The 19548-nt window shown below is 51.8% G+C and carries 13 protein-coding genes, 1 tRNA gene and 1 pseudogene; 5 read left to right on the top strand and 10 right to left on the bottom strand.

Annotation, left to right across the window (positions count from 1 at the left end; translation table 11 throughout):
• Nucleotides 1–98: 98 nt before the first annotated feature.
• The 7 genes and pseudogenes from gspG to BJJ97_RS19985 all read right to left on the bottom strand — a co-directional run bounded on the left by gspG (nucleotide 99) and on the right by BJJ97_RS19985 (nucleotide 9965).
• Nucleotides 99–569, bottom strand: a complete 471-nt coding sequence (gspG, locus tag BJJ97_RS19955) for a type II secretion system major pseudopilin GspG (RefSeq protein WP_095995082.1) — start codon at nucleotides 567–569, stop codon at nucleotides 99–101.
• Nucleotides 570–601: 32 nt separating this feature from the next.
• The gene (gene gspF, locus BJJ97_RS19960) at nucleotides 602–1828 is read right to left on the bottom strand and encodes a type II secretion system inner membrane protein GspF (protein WP_095700117.1); all 1227 of its coding nucleotides are present in this window, start codon (nucleotides 1826–1828) and stop codon (nucleotides 602–604) included.
• 1 nt (nucleotide 1829) lies between these two features.
• A pseudogene (gspE, locus tag BJJ97_RS19965) lies at nucleotides 1830–3325 on the bottom strand (type II secretion system ATPase GspE).
• On the bottom strand, nucleotides 3322–5274 hold the full coding sequence (gene gspD, locus BJJ97_RS19970) for a type II secretion system secretin GspD (protein WP_167385230.1): 1953 nt from the start codon (nucleotides 5272–5274) through the stop codon (nucleotides 3322–3324). The pseudogene gspE and the gene gspD overlap by 4 nt, the downstream one beginning before the upstream one ends.
• 88 nt (nucleotides 5275–5362) lie before the next feature.
• Entirely contained in the window at nucleotides 5363–6226 is an 864-nt protein-coding gene (gspC, locus tag BJJ97_RS19975; protein ID WP_095995083.1) for a type II secretion system protein GspC, read from the bottom strand.
• Nucleotides 6227–6276: 50 nt separating this feature from the next.
• Nucleotides 6277–8256, bottom strand: a complete 1980-nt coding sequence (locus BJJ97_RS19980) for a glycosyl hydrolase family 28 protein (protein ID WP_095995084.1) — start codon at nucleotides 8254–8256, stop codon at nucleotides 6277–6279.
• A gap of 140 nt (nucleotides 8257–8396) precedes the next feature.
• Nucleotides 8397–9965: a pectate lyase family protein gene (locus BJJ97_RS19985; protein WP_095995085.1), complete on the bottom strand. Its 1569-nt coding sequence runs from the start codon at nucleotides 9963–9965 to the stop codon at nucleotides 8397–8399.
• Nucleotides 9966–10495: 530 nt separating this feature from the next.
• On the opposite strand from BJJ97_RS19985, the gene gspB reads away from it, so the two are divergent.
• Complete coding sequence (gspB, locus tag BJJ97_RS19990; protein ID WP_095995086.1) at nucleotides 10496–11065, top strand: type II secretion system assembly factor GspB; 570 nt, start codon at nucleotides 10496–10498, stop codon at nucleotides 11063–11065.
• Here gspB and gspS read toward each other — a convergent pair.
• Nucleotides 11062–11475, bottom strand: a complete 414-nt coding sequence (gene gspS, locus BJJ97_RS19995; protein ID WP_095700124.1) for a type II secretion system pilot lipoprotein GspS — start codon at nucleotides 11473–11475, stop codon at nucleotides 11062–11064. The two genes, gspB and gspS, sit on opposite strands and share 4 nt — an antisense overlap.
• Nucleotides 11476–11596: 121 nt before the next feature.
• A complete protein-coding gene (gene alaC, locus BJJ97_RS20000; RefSeq protein ID WP_095995087.1) occupies nucleotides 11597–12838 on the bottom strand; it encodes an alanine transaminase in 1242 nt (413 codons plus the stop codon).
• Nucleotides 12839–13205: 367 nt separating this feature from the next.
• Between alaC and dgcA the strand changes: the two genes are divergently transcribed.
• Nucleotides 13206–14186 carry an N-acetyl-D-Glu racemase DgcA gene (gene dgcA / locus BJJ97_RS20005; protein WP_095995088.1) on the top strand — a complete coding sequence of 327 codons (981 nt, stop codon included), beginning with the start codon at nucleotides 13206–13208 and terminating at the stop codon, nucleotides 14184–14186.
• Between the two features lie 42 nt (nucleotides 14187–14228).
• On the top strand, nucleotides 14229–15089 hold the full coding sequence (locus BJJ97_RS20010) for a D-amino-acid transaminase (protein WP_095995089.1): 861 nt from the start codon (nucleotides 14229–14231) through the stop codon (nucleotides 15087–15089).
• Between the two features lie 80 nt (nucleotides 15090–15169).
• On the opposite strand, the gene BJJ97_RS20015 is transcribed toward BJJ97_RS20010, so the two are convergent.
• Nucleotides 15170–17623, bottom strand: coding sequence for a DUF3772 domain-containing protein (locus BJJ97_RS20015; protein ID WP_095995090.1), 2454 nt, complete (start codon nucleotides 17621–17623; stop codon nucleotides 15170–15172).
• Nucleotides 17624–18021: 398 nt separating this feature from the next.
• On the opposite strand from BJJ97_RS20015, the gene BJJ97_RS20020 reads away from it, so the two are divergent.
• Nucleotides 18022–18098 (top strand) — tRNA-Arg (locus BJJ97_RS20020).
• A 165-nt stretch (nucleotides 18099–18263) separates the two neighbouring features.
• The gene (locus tag BJJ97_RS20025) at nucleotides 18264–19478 is read left to right on the top strand and encodes a tyrosine-type recombinase/integrase (protein ID WP_095995414.1); all 1215 of its coding nucleotides are present in this window, start codon (nucleotides 18264–18266) and stop codon (nucleotides 19476–19478) included.
• The last annotated feature ends 70 nt before the right edge of the window (nucleotides 19479–19548 follow it).

Raw genomic sequence — 19548 nt, forward strand, 5'->3', positions numbered from 1 at the left:
CGCTTTTGCCGTCCTTTTCCCGCCGCCATCGATAGCAGCTACCCACAACAGTCATCCACAGCCGTCATCAATAAAGACAGGCAGATCGCCGCATGCCTTTATTTCTTATCAAGATTCCAGTTGCCGATGTCATCTTCCGTTCCCGGCATGCCATCTGGCCCCAGAGAGAAGATATCCAGTTTGCCGTGCTGACCAGGGTTCAGTAGCTGATAGTCCGTGCCCCACGGATCCTGTGGCAGGCGGCGGATATAGCCATCGGCTGGGTAGTTACGCGGTTCCGGTTGTACCGTCGGCTTCGTCACCAGCGCCTTCAGCCCTTGCTCTGTCGACGGATAGCGGTTGTTATCCAGCTTGTACATGTCGAGTGCGCTTTCCAGAGAGACAATATCGCTGACGGCTTTTTGCCGATCCGCCTTTTCCTTATTCCCCATCAGATTGGGCACCACCAGGCTCGCCAGTACGCCGAGAATGACGATGACCACCATAATTTCCAACAGGGTAAAACCACGCTGACGATAACCGCTCTGACCATAACTATTTTGTCCACAACTACGCTGAGACTGTTGCATCCTTACTTTTCCTCATTCAATTGTTGGTTCTCTTACGAACTCATTAACGTATTCAGTTGCAGAATCGGTTGTAAAATCGCGAGTACGATAAACAACACCACCGCCGCCATGCTGACCACCAGCAGAGGCTCAAATAGCCCCAACGCCAGCGTCATCTGCGAACTGAATTCCCGATCCTGATTATCCGCCGCCCGCTCCAGCATGCTGTCCAGCTCGCCGCTGCGTTCACCGCTGGCGATCATATGGCGCATCATTGGGGGGAAGAGCGCCGTCTGTTCCAGCGCTTTGTGCAGGCTGACGCCCTCTCGTACCGCATCCGTCGCCAGAGAGAGCCGATGGCGGGCATAGTCATTGCTCATGACATCGCCGCTAATGCGCATCGCCTGTAACAGCGGCACCGCACTGGCGTTAAGAATACTGAGCGTCCGCGCGTAACGTGCCGTATTTAAGCCACGCGCGATGCGGCCGATCAGCGGTAAATGCAGCAGGCGTCGATGAAAACTGACGCGCCGCTTTTCCTGCCGCAGCATCACGCGGAACGCCATAAATCCAGCTAACAATGCCAGCAGCATCCACGGCCCAAACGTGCGCACGGCATCGCTCATCCCCATCAATACGCGGGTTGAAAGCGGCAGCGCCTGCTTCATATGAATAAATTGCTCGACGACTTTCGGCACCACGACAGACAGCAGAATACTGACCACGGCAATCGCGACCACGGTTAATACGCACGGGTAAATCATCGCCTGCTGAATGCGGCTGCGCATCTGCTGGCGCTGCTCGGTGTAGTCCGCTAATCGGTTCAACACGGCATCCAGGTGGCCGGACGTCTCGCCTGCGGCGACCATCGCGCAATACAGCCGTTCAAAGCTGCCGGGGAAGCATTTCATGGCATCGGCCAGCGAGTGACCTTCCATGACCTTGCTGCGTACCGCCGCCATCAACTGGCTCAGCTGTGGTTTTTCGCTCTGTTTCGCCACCGCATCCAGCGCTTCTTCCAGCGGCAACGACGCTGCCACCAGCGTGGCCAACTGACGAGTCAATAGCGCCAAATCTGAGGTGCTGATCCGAATTTTTCGACGTAGGGAGAATCCTGTAGAACCGGATTTCTGTTGGTCGCCTCGGTTTTCATCAACCGACAGCGGCACCAGCCCGCGCTCCCGCAATAGCTGACGCGCCTGTCTGGCAGAGTCGGCCTCCTGAGCGCCACGGCATTTTTTCCCCTGCGCATCCAGCGCCTGATAGTGGTACTGTGCCATATCATTCCTCTTTGGTTACGCGGATCACTTCTTCCCAGGTCGTGAGCCCCGCCAGTACCTTATCCAACCCATCCTGACGGATGGTGGTTCGACTTCCCCCAGAATCTGCGCAATCGCCATTTCACCGTCACTGCGGTGGATCGCGGCGCGGACGTCGTCATTAATCAACACCAGCTCATGAATGCCGATACGTCCTCGGTAGCCGGTAAAGCTACACTGCGGACAGCCAACGGGATTATGCAGCAGTGTACCGGGCGCGATCCCCATCTGTTCAGCCTGAACCGGATCGACCGGCTGTGGCTGGCTACAGTCAGAACACAGCGTCCTGACCAGACGCTGCGCGAGTACGCCCAGCAGAGAAGTTGACAGCAGGAAAGGCTCGACGCCCATATCCTGCAAGCGGGACAGTGCGCCCAGCGCACTATTGGTATGCAGCGTGGATAACACAAGGTGACCAGTCAGCGAGGCCTGCACGGCAATCTGCGCCGTTTCACCATCACGGATTTCCCCCACCAGCACGACGTCCGGGTCCTGACGCAGAATGGCACGCAGCCCGCGGGCAAACGTCATATCGACCTTGGTATTGACCTGCGTTTGCCCGATGCCTTCCAGTTCATACTCGATGGGATCTTCCACCGTCATGATGTTACGTTCCGAGGCATTCAGGCGGCTTAGCGCGGCGTAAAGCGTGGTACTTTTCCCCGAGCCTGTTGGGCCGGTGACCAGAATAATGCCATGGGGACGATGGATCAGGCTGTCCAGCAGCTGTCGATTGCGTTCCGACATGCCCAGCAGTTCAAGATCGAGCTTAACGCTGTTTTTATCCAGCAAACGCAGCACAACGCGCTCACCGTAGTTCGACGGCAGCGTGGAGACACGAACGTCAATCGCCCGTCCCCCTACTCGCAGCGCCATACGTCCATCCTGCGGGACACGCTTTTCCGCAATATCCAGCTTTGCCATGACCTTGATACGCGACACCAGCAGCGAAGCCAACTTACGCTGTGGACGCAAAATCTCACGGAGCACACCGTCAACGCGGAAGCGGATCAGCAAATAGCGCTCATACGTTTCGATATGAATATCCGACGCTTTATTCTTAATCGCTTCGGTCAACATGGCATTGATAAGGCGGATAATCGGCGCGTCGTCGTCGGCATCGAGCAAATCATCGCTGTCTGGCAATTCCTCCACCAGCGTATAGAAATCCATCTCATTACCGATGTCCTCCATCATACGCCGCGCTTCTTCCGAGTCGCGCTGATAGCTAATGACTAATTGCCGTTCAAACTCTTCTTCCGTAACGCGTTCAATCCCGAGCGAACAGCCCGCAATCCGACGCGCTTCCAGCAAGGCGGATGGCGGCGTTTGCGCGACGCAAATCGTCTGCAGGCTCGCGTCATTTTCCCTCTGTAACAGCAGAATTTGCTGCGACCGCGCATAGGCAAAAGGCAGTATGGGGCGTAATTCTATTATCAGGGAGGCAGCGTCACTCATTTCCCGCCCGCCGGATAAAACGCCACAATAGAGGACTGAACCTGACGGAACGTATAAGCATTTCCACCTTCCGGCAAGCGCAGCAAATCGTTACTCAACAGCCCTCCCTCACTGCCATTCACATTTCGCTGTTTCTCTTCTTCAGCATTGAACGAGTGATACTTACTGGCGGAGGCGCTCTGGTATTGGCTGCGATCGCGAATAATGGAAGGACGGATAAACAGCATCAGGTTACGCTTTTTCGTTTCCGTGCTGTTGGAACGGAACAAATACCCCAGCACGGGAATATCGCCCAGCAGGGGCACTTTACTTGCAGACTCATTGGTACTTTTATCCAGCAAGCCGCCCACCACCACGGTTTCGCCGCTGCTGACCAGCACCGCGTTATTAACGGTACGCGTATTGAATGTTGCCCCTAAATTGGAGCTGCTGCTGGAGGCAGAATCTGCCACGCTGGAGACTTCCTGTTCGATTTCCAGCAGAACGGAGTCACCTTCGTTAATTTGGGGCTTCACTTTCAGTTTGATACCCACCGTTTTACGTTCCACCGTTTGGAAAACGTTGTCGCCGGATGTCGTCTGCGAACCCGCTAATACGGGCACTTCCTGGCCGACGTTAAACGTCGCTTCCATATTGTCCAGCGTCACAATACTGGGCGTTGCCAGAATATCGTTCTTGCTGTTGCTGGACAGCGCGGTCAGCAGCATGCTCCAGTTGCCCTGATAGAAACCGGCAGCAATCCCGTTGAAACCGCCAAGTGCTGCTGTCGCTGCTGTGCTCACCGTCCCATCACGTCTAAACTGGTCTGCCCCTGCCACCATTGTCGTGATCGGTAATCCCGTATTCGTGAATTGCGTTACGCCAGCATTTCTATTGGCCCACTGCACGCCTAGGTTCATCCCATCACCATCTTGTATTTCCGCGATGATCGCTTCGACCAAGACCTGCGGACGGCGGATATCCAACTGTGCAATCACCTGCTCCAGATCGCGCATGATGTCCGGTGCGGCATTCACAATCAGGGAGTTGGTTTGCTCGTGTGCCTTAATCGAAATGTCTTTACGCAGCGCGGGCAACGCATTTTGCTGATCGGTTTGGATACTGTCGCCGACACCGGTGAGTACTTCGACCAGATCGGCAGCCTTGGCGTATTTGAGATAGATAACTTTGGTGTTGCCCTGTACCGCCTGCTGGCGATCGAGCTGCTTGACCATATCAATCACGCGCTGGCGTGAATTCGGCTCGCCGCGCACCAGCACCGAGTTGGTTCGCTCGTCCGCCACCACGTTGGCAGTCAACATGCCGGGCAAGGCGGATTTCTCATCCATCTTGTTCAGCTCATTCACCATCTTCACCACTTCCGTTGAGGAAGCGTAAGACAGCGGTATGCTGGTCACATTCCGATCACCCGTCTGATCAACCCGTTCGACAATCGTCATCAGCCGTTGGATCACCCCCGCGCGGCCAGTCATCAGCAGCACGTTCGACGGTTCGTAATGCACCACACTCCCGGCACCCGCGTTGTCATTTAACTGGCGCAGCAGCGGTGCCAAATCACGGGCAGCGACGTTGCTAACGGGCACGACGCGCGTCACCACTTCATCGCCAATGCCCGGCTGTTCATCAGTGGCCAGCGGCATAGACGTCGATTTCGCATCCTTCGAGCGAATAATCTTCAAGACGTTGTTATCCATCGGAATCACGGTGAATCCATAGACATCCAGCACGCTCAGGAAGAACTGGTAATACTGTTCTTCGTTCATCATGTCATAGCTGCGTACGGTAATTGTTCCGCTGACCGACGGATCGATAATGACCGTCTTATTTAGATTCTTACTGACGGTATTAATAAACTCCTGAATATCGGTGCCTTTAAAACTGGCGGAGAATTCGGCGCTCCACGCCAATGATGACGCCATCAGCAAAACGCTCCCGCTGAGCAACAACATGCCCTTGCGGCGTAAATGACCAAGCCACTGGTTTTTATTCTTCGAAAAAACCTGACGCTTAAAAAATCCCTGTCCCTTGCTAAACAAATTAGTGGTCTCCATCCAGTGCCAGATATATATCCTGCTGTTGACCATCACGTTCGACGGTCAAATTAAATTTGCTCATCCCGGCTAGCTGCGCCATCGCCTGCTGTGCCTGATCCGCATCGCGTAAATCCATGCCATTTAATGACACGGCGAGATCGTTATCCTGCAAGCCTGCGCGGTAGAAAAGATCGGGATTTTTGCCGGGGTTTAACTGATATCCTTTCAGTACTTCTTCTTCCGTGACGGGAGAAATGGTCAGGTAGTCCTGCGCCGAGAAGGGATCTTTTTGTATCTCGTCTTTCACTTGGCTAAATGCGCCAGACGACGACGGCGCGTCAGTCGCCTTTTCTTCCTGATACAAATGCAGCGCCTCGTAGCGCCCCTGATACTGGAGCACGACACGATCGGCAGAGATAGTCACAATTTTGGCTTCATAGCCCGGAATGGCATCGCCGACGTTGCGACTGTATTGCTGACTATCTTTAGCGATAATGGCAATCGAACGCTTGGCGTCTCCACTCGCCAACACCCCAGTCAGGCTGATATTTAACGAGGTTAGCGGAATATCGCCGGATAATGCGGCGTCGTTAACCGCAGACGCATCGGCATCGGGGGCATGGCCGAATAGGGTAAAATCACCCGGCGTAGCGGGTTTTTCTTTCGCCTGGGCAGGCGCGACCGACACGCCAGCAATGCGTGAGTCTTCAGGGAGGAGAAAGCGCCAGGTCAATACGGCCAACTGCTGACAAATCAGCAGCAAAATCAGCCCCAACGCAATACGTCGGATCAGCGGAGCGGGCAGTGACCGAAAAGTGGCAACCAACGAATGAAAAGACGGATCTTTGAAAGCTTGCAATCGTGCCATAGGTAATCATCCATAATACTCCCCACGCCGATTAGCGTGGGGAAAATGCCTTATTCCGTTGCGGCTTCCCGGGTGATGGTCTCATCACCGCTGGTCGTCAGCGCGGCATCATTATTTACACGGTCTTCGAGCCTGATATTTTCAATATGTCCGAAATTCCAGGCTCCCGGTACATTCTCAAAAATGACATTTTTAAATTCACTGTTCTTCAGGAACGTAATGTCCGTCGCTTTTACATTTTTGAATTTTACATTCTCAAAATGCAAGCCTTGGTGATAGGCATCACGTCCAAAAGAGAACTTATACGCATCAGCCATTTCAGTTACGGTCATCCCATCGACCAGGATGCTGTTTTTCTTCGCTGTCCCATCAACCGTGACGTTGGAAACGGTCACATCACGGAACTGCGCGGGTTCAGCGGCAGGCTGGGTATCGTTCACGTCCGCTTTATATTTAATCGTGAACACAAACGGCTCGTTGACAATATCACGCATCGCGTTATTACGGAATACCACGTCACGCGAGCCACCACCATAATAGGGTCGGCTCTTCATGCGCAGGCCAACATCCGTCTTATTCATTACGTTATCTTCAGCAACAATTTTTTCAATCCAGGCACCAGTATGGCTACCTGTGACCACCGCACCATGCCCACGGCGGAAGTAGTTATTGAAGATCCAGGCACCACTCTGCGCTTTTTGCCCCAGCGTTGCCACTTCGGCACCGTATCCCGCCGCAAAGTTTACGCTGTCATCACCCGTATCAAAAAAGTTATTAAATACCATGACGTTCTGGCTATTGCCGAATTCAATGCCATCCGCATTATTGGCATCGTACGTCGTGTGTACCAGCGCATTCATCGCCACATTTTCGGATTCCAGCACCATCACACCGTGGAAAGCTGGGTTCAGAATCGTCAACCCTTCCAGGTACATGTTGCTCACGCCGCGCAGCGTCATCAGGCTGGAGCGTCGGTTTTTGTACGCCTCATCCAGTAGCATTCCTTCAGAAACGGCTTTTGCCGTTTGGTCTTTTGCCAGAATACCGTCGCTGCCAACGTTGGCGGCTTTACTCGCACGGTAGAGCGGCAATTCATTCTTTAACTCATCAATTTCAGTAATGTTTGTATCGGTGGCTTTAACGCCACGCGTCCAGCCGTTGCCATCAATGGTGCCCTGCCCGACGATACGAATATTTTTAAAGGTGCCTGCATGGCTGCTGCCCTGATCGTCTGCTTCCAGTACGTTAATCAGAGAAGGCGGACGCTTCGGCAATTTAGGTGAACTGTAAGGGTAGAGATAGTAGCCGCGTGCGAGCGGGTAATCGTCACCGTTTGCCGATCCGAGCAATGTGGCGCCTTTCGCGACTTCAAACGTCATATCGCTGTGCAGGAACAGCGCCCCCGTTTTAAACGTTCCCCCTTCAACCACGACTTTACACCCTTTCGGATACGCGGCGGGCGTACAGTCATCAATCGCCTTCTGAATCGCCACCGTGTCGTTGGTTAAGCCATCGCCTTTCGCACCATAGTTGGTCACATTCAGTGAAGCTGGCGTCGCCGTCGTTTTCTGCACGACGGTTTCACTATCAACGGATTCTTTGCCGTCGTCATAAAGCGCACGCACCGTGAAGCGGTATTCCGTTTCCGGTGACAGATTAGCGACCTTGAAATTATGGAAGCTGACGCGGACATGCCAGTTATCGGTATCGATCGAATTGTAGAAATTATCGATATAGGGCTTGGCCGGTGAATGGGTGTTCTGGTTATCAATGGTTCCGCCCAGCAAGGTTCCATTCATGTAGACACGGTAATCCTTAATACCAGCGGCAGGTTTGGTCGGTTTTTCCCAGGCAAGTACCACGCTGTGGTCATCATAAGCCAACGTCGGTACTTTAAGATTTTGTGGTGCGGCGGAACGATCAACACCGACATCCGGCGTTGAGTCGCTATCGCTGCATCCAGCAATCAGGCCGCTCAGGACTAATGTTGCGCAGAGCGTAAGACGGGTACGAGGTAAAAAGTCAGTCATAGCATTTCCTGTATTTTTACTATTATTTTTCCCGATGTATTTCGCCCTACAGCAGAATCGTTGCCACAAGGCGAAACACATCGGCAGATGGGTTTACAGATAAAAATCAAATAAAAAAATAACGGGTTGAATCAGACGATCTACGGCAGAGCAATATCCAGTTTCCCCGCACCGGCATTGTCCAGGACGTATTTCTCAACGGCGGCAATGGATTTCCCGGCGCTATACGTATAAGGCGGGCTCCATTCCAGTTCATTGGTGCAGGTTTCCAGCGCCCATGCGGGTACGGCTTTCCCAGAATTTGTAGCGGCTGCCTTCTCGGCTTCTTGTAATGTGCTGCATTTGTCTAATGCGATTTGATTCAAATTGCTTGCCGGATTGCCATTGAACCAGGAGCCGTTGTCTTTAAATTTGCTTCCCTTGTAGGCACCGATAATCAGCTTTTCATCCGCCCCGCCGCCCTGGAAATTAAACACGTTACTTTCGGAAAGAATGGATGAATCGAAGCCCATCCCAATGGCATACAGAATGGGGTAATTCGTATCCGTTGCCCCACGATGGTAGTTATTCAGCAAATGCACCTGACCAAAACGCACGCGCGGTGAACGCTGCACGCTGTTGTCCCATAAATTGCCTTCAAACGTGATTCGGTATTCCCCTTTATCACCATCGCCGGAGCCAATTAATACCGTTTTGTCATGTTGGTCGAAGATGTTGTAGGAAATCGTCAGGTAATCGGCACCGTCTTCTATATCCAGCAAGCCGTCGTGGCGTTGGATATGCTTGCCAAATAGCACCGGTTCTAAATGATCTGGATATTCACCGTCCGTAAACGTGCAGTGGTCGATCCAGACATTTTTGCTGGCATTAATCGACACGGAATCATAACGTGCATTCCAGTTGCCTTTATCGCCGTCGCCCGCATCCCAGGCCGGAGCAAAGTCACGTGGTGCCTGAAACGTAATATTGCGGATAATGATGTTGCTGTTATCCGTTTTGCCGAACGTCTGGCTCAGGGTATTGAGGGATAAATAGCCTTCCACCAGTTTGGCTTCACTACCCACACCTAAAATCGTGGTATTTGGCGGTACCTGAAATTGAATCTGCGCCTTCTGGTTGTTGGCATACTGCGAACGTTGACCATTCTGCTTTTTCAAAAGGTTAAGCTGTGTGCTGGCCGCCGCTGCGTCACTTCCACCCGCATCCACCGTCGCTTTCAACTGCGCCATATAATTTTGATCGAATGCTTTGACGTATAAGTCAAAATCAAACGTTGTTTTATTCGGTTTAGTTTTATAATCCTCAGCATTGGCATAGCGTCCATTGCCTAAGTCATCACCACGGATAGTGCCTTGCCAGTAGATAATTTTTGGTTCTAATTTTGCTTTCAATTCCGCATCGGCATCACCGGCGATATAGCGGGGGCTGCGGATATTATTTAATGCGTCTTTTAATTCCTGACGACTGGTGACGACATAAATGCTATTTTCAAGCGCGCCTTCGCCCCCCGTCGTCGCATAAAATTTACCATCCGTATTATGATATTGCGCAGCCCAGCCAAACGGTGCCGTTTTCACCTGCAAATCTGGCGGGGTCGTTTCTGCCACTGGCTGCTGACTATTATCACACCCGGAGAGCACAAGCCCGGAAAGGGCAATAGCTACCGCACAGGTACGTAAACGACCAGTCCCAATAACCGTTCTAAACATGTTATCCCTCAGTATTTTTTAATTATTAAAATAGAAAAATAAATCCGCACAAAACCCTGCGATATTAATCGCATACTTTAAAAGTACTTTTATTCTTAATGTTGTGGCAGATTGACACGTCCCTTATTGATGAAAAAGCAGCACACGATCTGTAGTCAAAAACCACATAATAATACTGCCCATTTAGCACTCGGGACTGTTAATTAAATGATGATGGCACCACCCCACGCTGATTGATTATCGAACACCAAAAAGAAACGTTATACCTACAATGGTAAAACATGGTTTCATTAAAGCAAATTCACACGTTTTTTTTGCGACCCGCATCAAGATTCCATCTGTGATTATTATGACTGTAATAGTTTTTAATCAAAATGGAGGAACTGTCACATAACCGAGAGATTCAGTTTTCTGGCTCTTTCTATTTTTTGCAAAATAAGGCAGACGGCACCATCCTACTCGCCCGACTTTGGTTTATGATGTGATGCTACACGACCTAAAATATGCCCTAAACACTTAAGGATGAGCGCGTGGACAACGCACCGGACGCAACGACACACTCACAGCCAGCACTGCTTGCCAGATACCCGATGCCCGGTTATCTGATGATTATTTATGCACTGCTTTTTACCGCACTCGGCTGGTTCAGCCACCAGCGCTGGGGTAGCCCTGCTTCTCCGACGACCACGTTAGCGGCTCAAGCTGCCACCTTGCCTGCGACAGAGGAGCAAACGCCAGCTGCACTCGCCGCTACACCTCACCCAAGTGAGGCCCATACCGATACGCCTGCTTCCTCAGAGAAGAAGACCACACTGCCGCTACCCGCCATCAGCAATGGTGAGATTCCGCCGCTGGCCTACAGCGCACATGTTTACACGTCGGATGAAACCAAGCGCAGCATCACGCTCAACGGCCTGCAATTTCGTGAAGGGGATTCGCCAATAGAAGGGCTGACCATAGAACAGATCCAGCAGGATATGACCATTTTCAGCGTAGAAGGTGAAGTGTTTATTTTGGAAGCACTGGAAGATTGGCCGGGCGGAAAATTCAACGAGAATGAACGTTCCGCCGACGGTAAAAGTGGAAGTGCTACGCCTTAGCCTTGGCTGCGAATGGCCTCAATAAACGGCGTCAGCGTACGGTTAAATTCCGAACACTGCGCCTCTTTTGGCGTACTGTCTTTCAATAACCCTTGATACAGGCTTTCACTGCGCTGCGGTAAAGCCTGATAGCTCGCGACATTCCAGCCTCGTTGTTTCGCTACAGCCAACGCAACATTGGCAATCGTCGCATCATCGGGCAGATCGCTGCGGTTACACTTCGATTTAAGGTAGCGGGTAGCCGCAACCAGCGACGCCAGTTGATTCAGTTGATCGTTAGGAGAAACCGTTACCGCAGAAGACTGGCCTGCCACCGTTCCTTTTTGGGCAGACGTTCCTGTTTGTTGGCACCCGGCCAGCGTGACGCAAAGCAGCGTTAACGCAGAAATTTTAGACAGAGATAATGACATGACAAACTCATCCTGATTGAGATTAACGGTAGGCATTCTAGCAAATGATAAGCCGCTGTCACGGCATGTTTATGTGCTCCCAGTCAGCCGACTGGAAGCCACAGTTATCAGGAAATCACTATCAGGCAGCCGTGCCCTTGCCGGGTAAGGATTTGCTGGTTGGTAAGAGACCGTCAGCACGGAACATGGCCTTAATACCGCGCACCGCCTGCCGAATACGATCCTGATTCTCAATTAAGGCGAACCGAACATGGGTATCGCCATAATCGCCAAAGCCAATGCCGGGGGAGACGCAAACCTTCGCTTCTGCCAGCAGTCGCTTGGCAAACTCCAGCGACCCCAGATGCGCATAAGCTTCAGGAATTTTCGCCCAGACATACATTGACGCTTTCGGCTCATCAACCATCCAGCCCGCCTCGTGCAGACCACGCACCAACACATTACGGCGCTGGCGATACTGCTCGGCAATATCCCGCACACATTGCTGATCGCCTTCCAACGCAGCAATCGCCGCCACCTGCAACGGCGTAAACGTGCCGTAATCGTGGTAGCTCTTAATCCGCGCCAGCGCGTTGACCAGCTCTGGGTTGCCGACCATAAAGCCAATGCGCCAGCCCGCCATGTTGTAGCTTTTTGACAACGTGAAGAACTCTACCGCGATGTCCTTCGCGCCGGGAACCTGCATGATCGACGGCGCTTTCCAGCCGTCATACACGATGTCGGCATAAGCCAGATCGTGGATCACCAGCACGCCGTACTGTTTCGCCAGCGCCACAGCGCGTTCAAAGAAATCCAGCTCGACACACTGCGCTGTCGGGTTCGACGGAAAACCGAGAATCATCATTTTCGGCTTTGGAATACTTTCGCGGATAGCGCGTTCTAATTCATTAAAGAAATCAACGCCTTCCACCAGCGGTACTGAACGCACCTGCGCCCCGGCAATCACCGCACCATAAATGTGAATCGGATAACTGGGGTTAGGCACCAGCACCGTATCACCATGATCCAACGTTGCCAGCATCAGGTGCGCCAGCCCCTCTTTGGAACCAATCGTGACGATCGCTTCGCTTTCAGGATCGATATCAACCTCATAACGATCGGCGTACCAGCGGGAGATCGCACGGCGTAAGCGCGGAATGCCTCGGGATGTCGAATATCCGTGAGTATCTTCGCGTTGTGCGACCGTACAGAGTTTTTCCACGATATGAGGAGGGGTCGGGCCGTCAGGGTTACCCATGCTGAAATCAATAATATCTTCGCCGCGACGACGCGCAGCCATTTTTAATTCAGCAGTAATATTAAATACATACGGGGGAAGACGATCGATGCGCGTAAAACGGCGCGGAGAAGTAGAATCAGCCATAACATCCTCAGATTAACGTGAGCGCCCGGACCGTCCGAGCGACGCAGTGCCTGTAAAGGCACTCTACTCAACATCATTCAAATCGCTTTAACCCGTTTTTGTTGACGACAGCTTTCGTTAACTACAAGGGTACAGGCGACCTGAAGTGTGATGAGCTTATTCAAGCTATCTCAGATAATTCGCCCTGTCGATACCGTGCTCATAAATTTTTCCAACCCGGAATTAAGCCTCATCGATTTCTGGCTACGATCGCGAAAAATGGAGAATACGCACCGGAAGAAGCATTACACTTGATGACCCGTTCAGACCTTGCAAATAAGGCACTGATGCCAGTGAGGCACAGGATGGTTAATCCGAGAGTAAGCTTATGACTGAGATGCGATATTTCACCGAAAGTTGGCCAATAGAAGGCGCATTTACCATTTCACGCGGCAGCAAGCGTCAGGCGGATGTCGTTGTGGTGGCGCTCCAGTCCGGCAGCGTGACAGGCTACGGCGAATGCGTCCCTTATTCACGCTATGGCGAATCCCTCGACAGCGTAATGGCACAGATTGCTTCACTGCACAGCGACGTCCGTAACGGTTTAGATCGAGAGACGCTGCAAACCATCCTGCCCGCAGGCGCAGCGCGCAATGCGCTCGATTGCGCCTTCTGGGATCTGGAGTGCAAACAGCATCAGCAGCGCATTTGGCAGCGTTTGAATCTCCCTTCGCCTACGGCGTTGGAGACAGCCTATACCCTATCGCTGGATACGCCAGACCATATGCGCCACGCCGCAATGCATCATGCCAGTCGCCCTCTCCTCAAACTAAAGCTGGCCGATTCAGACGATCTGGCCAGAGTTGCTGCCGTGCGCGAAGGTGCGCCATCGGCTCGCCTGATTGTGGATGCCAATGAAGGATGGGACGCCGAACGCTATCTGACGCTGGTTCCTGAACTCGCGGCGCTTGGCGTAACGATGATCGAACAACCTTTTCCAGCAGGCAAAGACGATGTGCTGGCAGACTTGCCCCGCCCGATTCCCGTCTGTGCCGATGAATCCTGTCATGACAGCCAGTCGCTGGCCGCTCTGGTCGGCCGCTATGACATGATCAACATCAAGCTGGATAAAACCGGCGGACTAACGGAAGCCCTGCGTCTGCGAAAATATGCGCAGGAGCAAGGTTTAAAAATTATGGTCGGCTGCATGGTGAGTACATCGCTCTCGATGGCACCGGCATTTGTCGTGGCACAAGGTGCCGCCGTGGTCGATTTGGATGGCCCGCTGCTCTTGCAGCGCGACCGCACTAACGGACTGCACTATAACGGTAGCGAAATATTACCGCCCAACGCATTATTGTGGGGATAACGCGCGTTAACCTGCATTGAGCAACTATTAAGGAGTGTTGTGATGCAACGTCTTGTTTATGTTGATGGACAGTATTTAGAAGAAAATGAAGCAAAAATTTCTGTATTTGACCGTGGTTTCCTATTTGCCGATGCTGTCTATGAAGTGACAGCGGTCATCGATGGCAAGCTGGTTGATTTCGCCGATCATATCACTCGCCTACAACGCTCCTGCCGCGAGCTATCGCTCACGTTGCCTGTCACACCTGAGGCGCTCAGAGAGATTCACGATGCGCTGATCAATAAAAACAATCTGAAAGAAGGCGCGATCTATTTACAGCTTAGCCGCGGTAATGCTGGCGATCGTGATTTCTATTTCCCTTCTGCTGACGTCAAATCCACACTGGTGTTATTCACTCAGGCACGTTCGCTGGTCGGTAACCCGAAAGCCACAACGGGCCTGCACGTTGTCACCACTGAGGATATTCGCTGGCATCGCCGGGACATCAAAACCGTCAGCCTGCTCGCCGCCAGCCTGGCAAAAGAGTATGCCCATGCTAATCAGGCCGACGACGCTTTCTTTGTTGAAGACGGTTTCATTACCGAAGGCAGCTCCTGCAACTGCTACATCGTCCTGCATGACAACACGATTGTAACGCGCCCACTCAGCAATGCTATTCTGCACGGTATTACGCGTCAGTCGCTGCTCAAGCTGGCAGAAAAAGATGGCATTGCGCTGGAAGAACGCTTTTTTACGCCGGAAGAGGCGTATCACGCCAAAGAGATTTTTGTCAGTTCAGCCACCATGCTGGTTCTCCCCGTCGTGATGCTGGATGGAAAAACAATCGGCGACGGCAAGCCTGGAAAAGTGACTCAGCGGTTGCGTGAAATTTATCTCGATATGATTAAACAGCAGGGAGAATAGCCGCACCTCACGCTCTGTAAGCACGGCTTCGATGTTCATCCGTTACCCGTTCACTGCCGGATAACGGATGGCTGAGTACATTATTTATCCTCACCCGAAATACTATCAGGCAGCGCAAGCCCTGAGTTTTCCAACACCATCTTCTGCGGTACGGCCAGCGGAATGTTTGATGCCCGTAGCCGCTTGATAATCTCAAACAGCAGATCGCTCTTCGCTTCCGATACCATTCTCGGGCTACTGACATAGCCCGTGACGCTCAGCACCATGCCCGTTGGGTTCAACTGACTGAACTTCACTGACGGTGCGGGTGTTTCCAGAATCGCATCATGGCCGATGTAAGCGTCCAGTAACAGTGTCCGGACTTCTTCAGGGTCGATATCCAGCGGGAACGTCAGCGCCAACGTGGCAACCCCAAACGGGTTTCCCATCGTAATATTGCGCACATTCTGCGAAATAAATTGGGAGTTCGGCACGATCACCGTCGAACGATCGCCCAGCTGAATTTCCGTTGCACGCACATTAATCCGCCGGATATCCCCTTCAACCCCGCTGATACTGACCGAGTCACCGACTTTCACCGGGCGCTCCGTCAACAAAATCAGGCCAGAGATAAAGTTCTTCACGATCTCCTGTAAACCAAAACCAATCCCCACCGACAGCGCACTGACAATCCATGCCAGCTTGTTCCATTCAATCCCTAATGTCGCCAACGTCAGCAGGATAATCAGGATGTAGCCGATGTTGCTGAACAGCGTCACCAGCGACGCCCGGATTCCGCGTTCTAACGTCGTTTTAGGCAGGAATTCATCTTCCAGCCAGCGTTTTGAGGAGCGTAAAACATAAACCCCCACCACCAGAAAGAGCACGGCATTGACCAGATGAGCAGGCACGATGCTCAAGGTTTCCAGCCCTTTCCCGCCCCAGATTTCAACGGCTTTTTGCACCAACTCCAGCGGCGTAGTGGTGCCAAACGTCCCGTTCAGTAAGGCGACGGCTGCCATCAAAATTAAGAAGACTTTACCGCCAGCCGACAGAAGCAAGGTGGCCTGAGCCAAATGCCGATCGTCCAGATTGAGCGAATTTTTCATTCGCTTGCCGCTGGCGTTATTGGGAGAAAAGAGGCTTTCGCAGATATCGGTAATAAACGTTGAGAACAAATACAGGCAGGAGAACACCATACCAATCCACACCAGCTCGAACGCAAGGAAACGAGCCAGTGAGATATAACCGATGACCAGCGACACCAGAATAGCGAACGATGTCGCCAATACAGCAAGATGAATAATGCCGGATAATGTCGAACGCGCTTCCGGCTGTTCCCCTGAATGTACCATCTGCCGACGAATCTGATCACTTTTCAGCGTGATCGTCCCCGCAGTAAAGGCCAGGAACAGAGCAGATAAGCCGTTCACCATAATGGTTGCCGCGACCGATGTTCCCACCGTCGCCGTCACTTGTTCAATAAAACCGAAGATCAGAATAATGCCTGCGGCAACCACAGGAAACGGCTTCATGGCTTTTGCGACGGGGTTAGCAATCGCAGGTAAACGCCATGAAGGGCGCTGATTCGAAAGGAACGCACGCCCCAATCCAGCGATCATCGAACAGAAAATTGCCTGTCTCACCAACGCATCAAGGAACGACACGACACGTTCTGAAGCCTCACCGTGGCGCGTAAACGTAAAGTCGATCAGATTTACCGCAATACCGATCGTGACCACCGTTGAAATAACCGACGCCGTGGCTAAAAAACTCCGCCGCAGACGCCCTTCCGGCAGCCAGTTAATTCCCGCCCAGGCCAGACATTTCTCCATATACCGACGTCCCACCGAACTCATGGCCATGGCGATCAAAATCAGAAGTGCGGAACCGTAACGCCAGTCTGGATCCCAGGCCACTGTAAAGGCGTCACTTAATTGATCCTGAAAGGTGCTCAGGCGGCGTACATCCTCAGCCTGCGGAGCCACAATCGGTGCCCAGAAGCGTCCGCCCAGAATGCTACCGGAATTCAAGGCCAGCTGCGTTTTCAGCGCATTACGGCGCAGAGTCACTATTTGCGCGGACAGATTGGCCGCTCCGGTGCGTAAAGCCTGAATCTGCTCGACCTGCGCATCCATTTTTGCTTTTTGCGCATTCAGACTGTTTCGCTTACGCGTCACTTCACTGGTTTCATTAATACTGGAGCCAGACTCTGGCGCTGGCCCTAAGACATCCAACTGAGCCTGAATTTGAGCGCGTTGCGGTGTTACTGCATTAGCAAGCTCATTGGCGCTATTCACCAGCTCCTGCGTTGTGTCATTCAACGCACCAAATTTACTGTCGCTATTTGTGCCTGAAACCTGCTGCTTGATGTTATCTAACTGTTTTTGCAGCTTGATCAACTCGGCATCAACATTAATTTTTACTGGCGCATCGGTCTGCGCGGGCTGTGGGTCAGGATCAGAATCCGCACTCGCCGCCGATGCATAGCCAACAGGCAGCATCAACATTGCCAGCAGACAAACACGCAAGAATGCGGATGAAAGAATGTTCATAAATCAAAAGGTTCCAAAGTTCGACAAAATAGCGGTTCCACAAATGACCAAGCGACAAGCCTGGCACGTGAAAGCAGCCCACACTCATCCAAAACCCACGAATGCAGGCATAGTGTACCAACAGCACAGGGTGCAGAATACGTCCGTTCATAACTTGAAAAGAATTACTGAACGCATCTAGCAGATAAAACTGAAATTTTCATTGCTATGTGTAGTTCATATGGACGAGGCTCGCAATTGTGCAAAAAAATCACACCAGAGAAAGCGACATTCACCCAAAGTTGTACAGGGATTCACCGTATAGCGTAAATCCAGCGCCAACCCGTTGACTCACTGGGACGTGTGGGTATAATCCAGCCCACTGTTGTAACAAGCAACAGCCATTTCTTTTTTGAAATGCGCCCTTAGCTCAGTTGGATAGAGCAACGGCCTTCTAAGCCGTAGGTCACAGGTTCGAGCCCTGTAGGGCGTACCATTTCAAGTTCTCGAAACGTCCACTCAAGTCTACAAAACCCAAATAAATCAAACAACATAGCCATATCTCAGTATTCCTACGTCTACAGCCGTCTATTGAAATCTACAATCATGTGGGGGTATATTTGGGGGTATTCGCAGGTTCAATGAAATGAGATACCCCCAAGTGAAGCTAAATGCCCGTCAGGTCGGTACTGCCAAAGCTAAAGAGAAACCCTACAAGCTGGCTGATGGTGGCGGGTTATACCTGTTAGTAAATCCGAACGGTGCAAAATACTGGCGTTTAAAATATCGCACCGCCGGTAAAGAAAAATTATTGGCTGTGGGGGTATATCCAGACGTTTCACTTGCCGATGCCAGGGCGAAGCGTGATGAAGCAAGGCGTCTTTTAGCTGGTGGCAGAGATCCAAGTGACGATAAGAAATCTGAGAAACAAGCCAAGAAGCTAAGTGTAGATAATACTTTCGAGGCTCTGGCCAGAGAATGGCACGCATACAAACATCCGAACTGGTCAAAGGGATATTCTGAAGACCTGATGGAATCTTTCGAGAAAGATATTTTCCCCTACATTGGCAAGCGACCGATTACCGATATTAAGCCACTCGACATTCTGGAAGCCCTGCGCAAACTGGAAAAGCGAGGCGTATTGGACAAAATGCGCAAAATCCGTCAGGCCTGTAGCCAGACTTTCCGTTATGCCATTGTGACCGGTCGGGCAGAGAATAACCCCGCCAGTGAGTTAGCTGGTGCGCTCGCTATACAGAAGCATAAGCACTACCCACATTTAGTTGCTTCCGAATTCCCTGAATTTCTGCAATGCCTCAGTCAATACTCAGGCAGCCGAATAACCCAAATAGCAACGCGATTACTCATGCTAACAGGTGTGCGTACCATTGAGTTACGCGCCGCCGAATGGATAGAATTTGATTTAGATAATGGGTTATGGGAAGTCCCTAAAGAAAGAATGAAAATGCGCCGCCCTCATCTCGTTCCACTTTCCGAACAAGTTTTGATACTGCTTCGTCAATTACAGGAAATGACCGGTCGCTTTAAGCTCGTATTTCCAGGCAGAAATGACAGCACTAAACCAATGAGTGAAGCCAGTATCAATCAAGTAATAAAGCGAATTGGTTATCACGGCAGAGCTACAGGCCACGGCTTCAGGCACACCATGAGCACCATTCTGCACGAACAGGGTTACAACACTGCATGGATTGAAACCCAGCTTGCGCACGTTGATAAGAATTCTATTCGCGGCACCTATAACCACGCGCAATATCTGGACGGACGCAGGGAAATGCTTCAGTGGTATGCAGATTACATGGAAACATTGGAGAACGGCGGAAATGTGGTTCATGGCTCGTTTGGGAAACGTGCGTAACTGGATAGATAGACAGTTGTAGTATACCGCGATAGACTGCTGTGGACGTACAAAGAATAGGCTATATCTA

This window comes from Pectobacterium polaris, assembly GCF_002307355.1.
Lineage (GTDB): Bacteria > Pseudomonadota > Gammaproteobacteria > Enterobacterales > Enterobacteriaceae > Pectobacterium > Pectobacterium polare.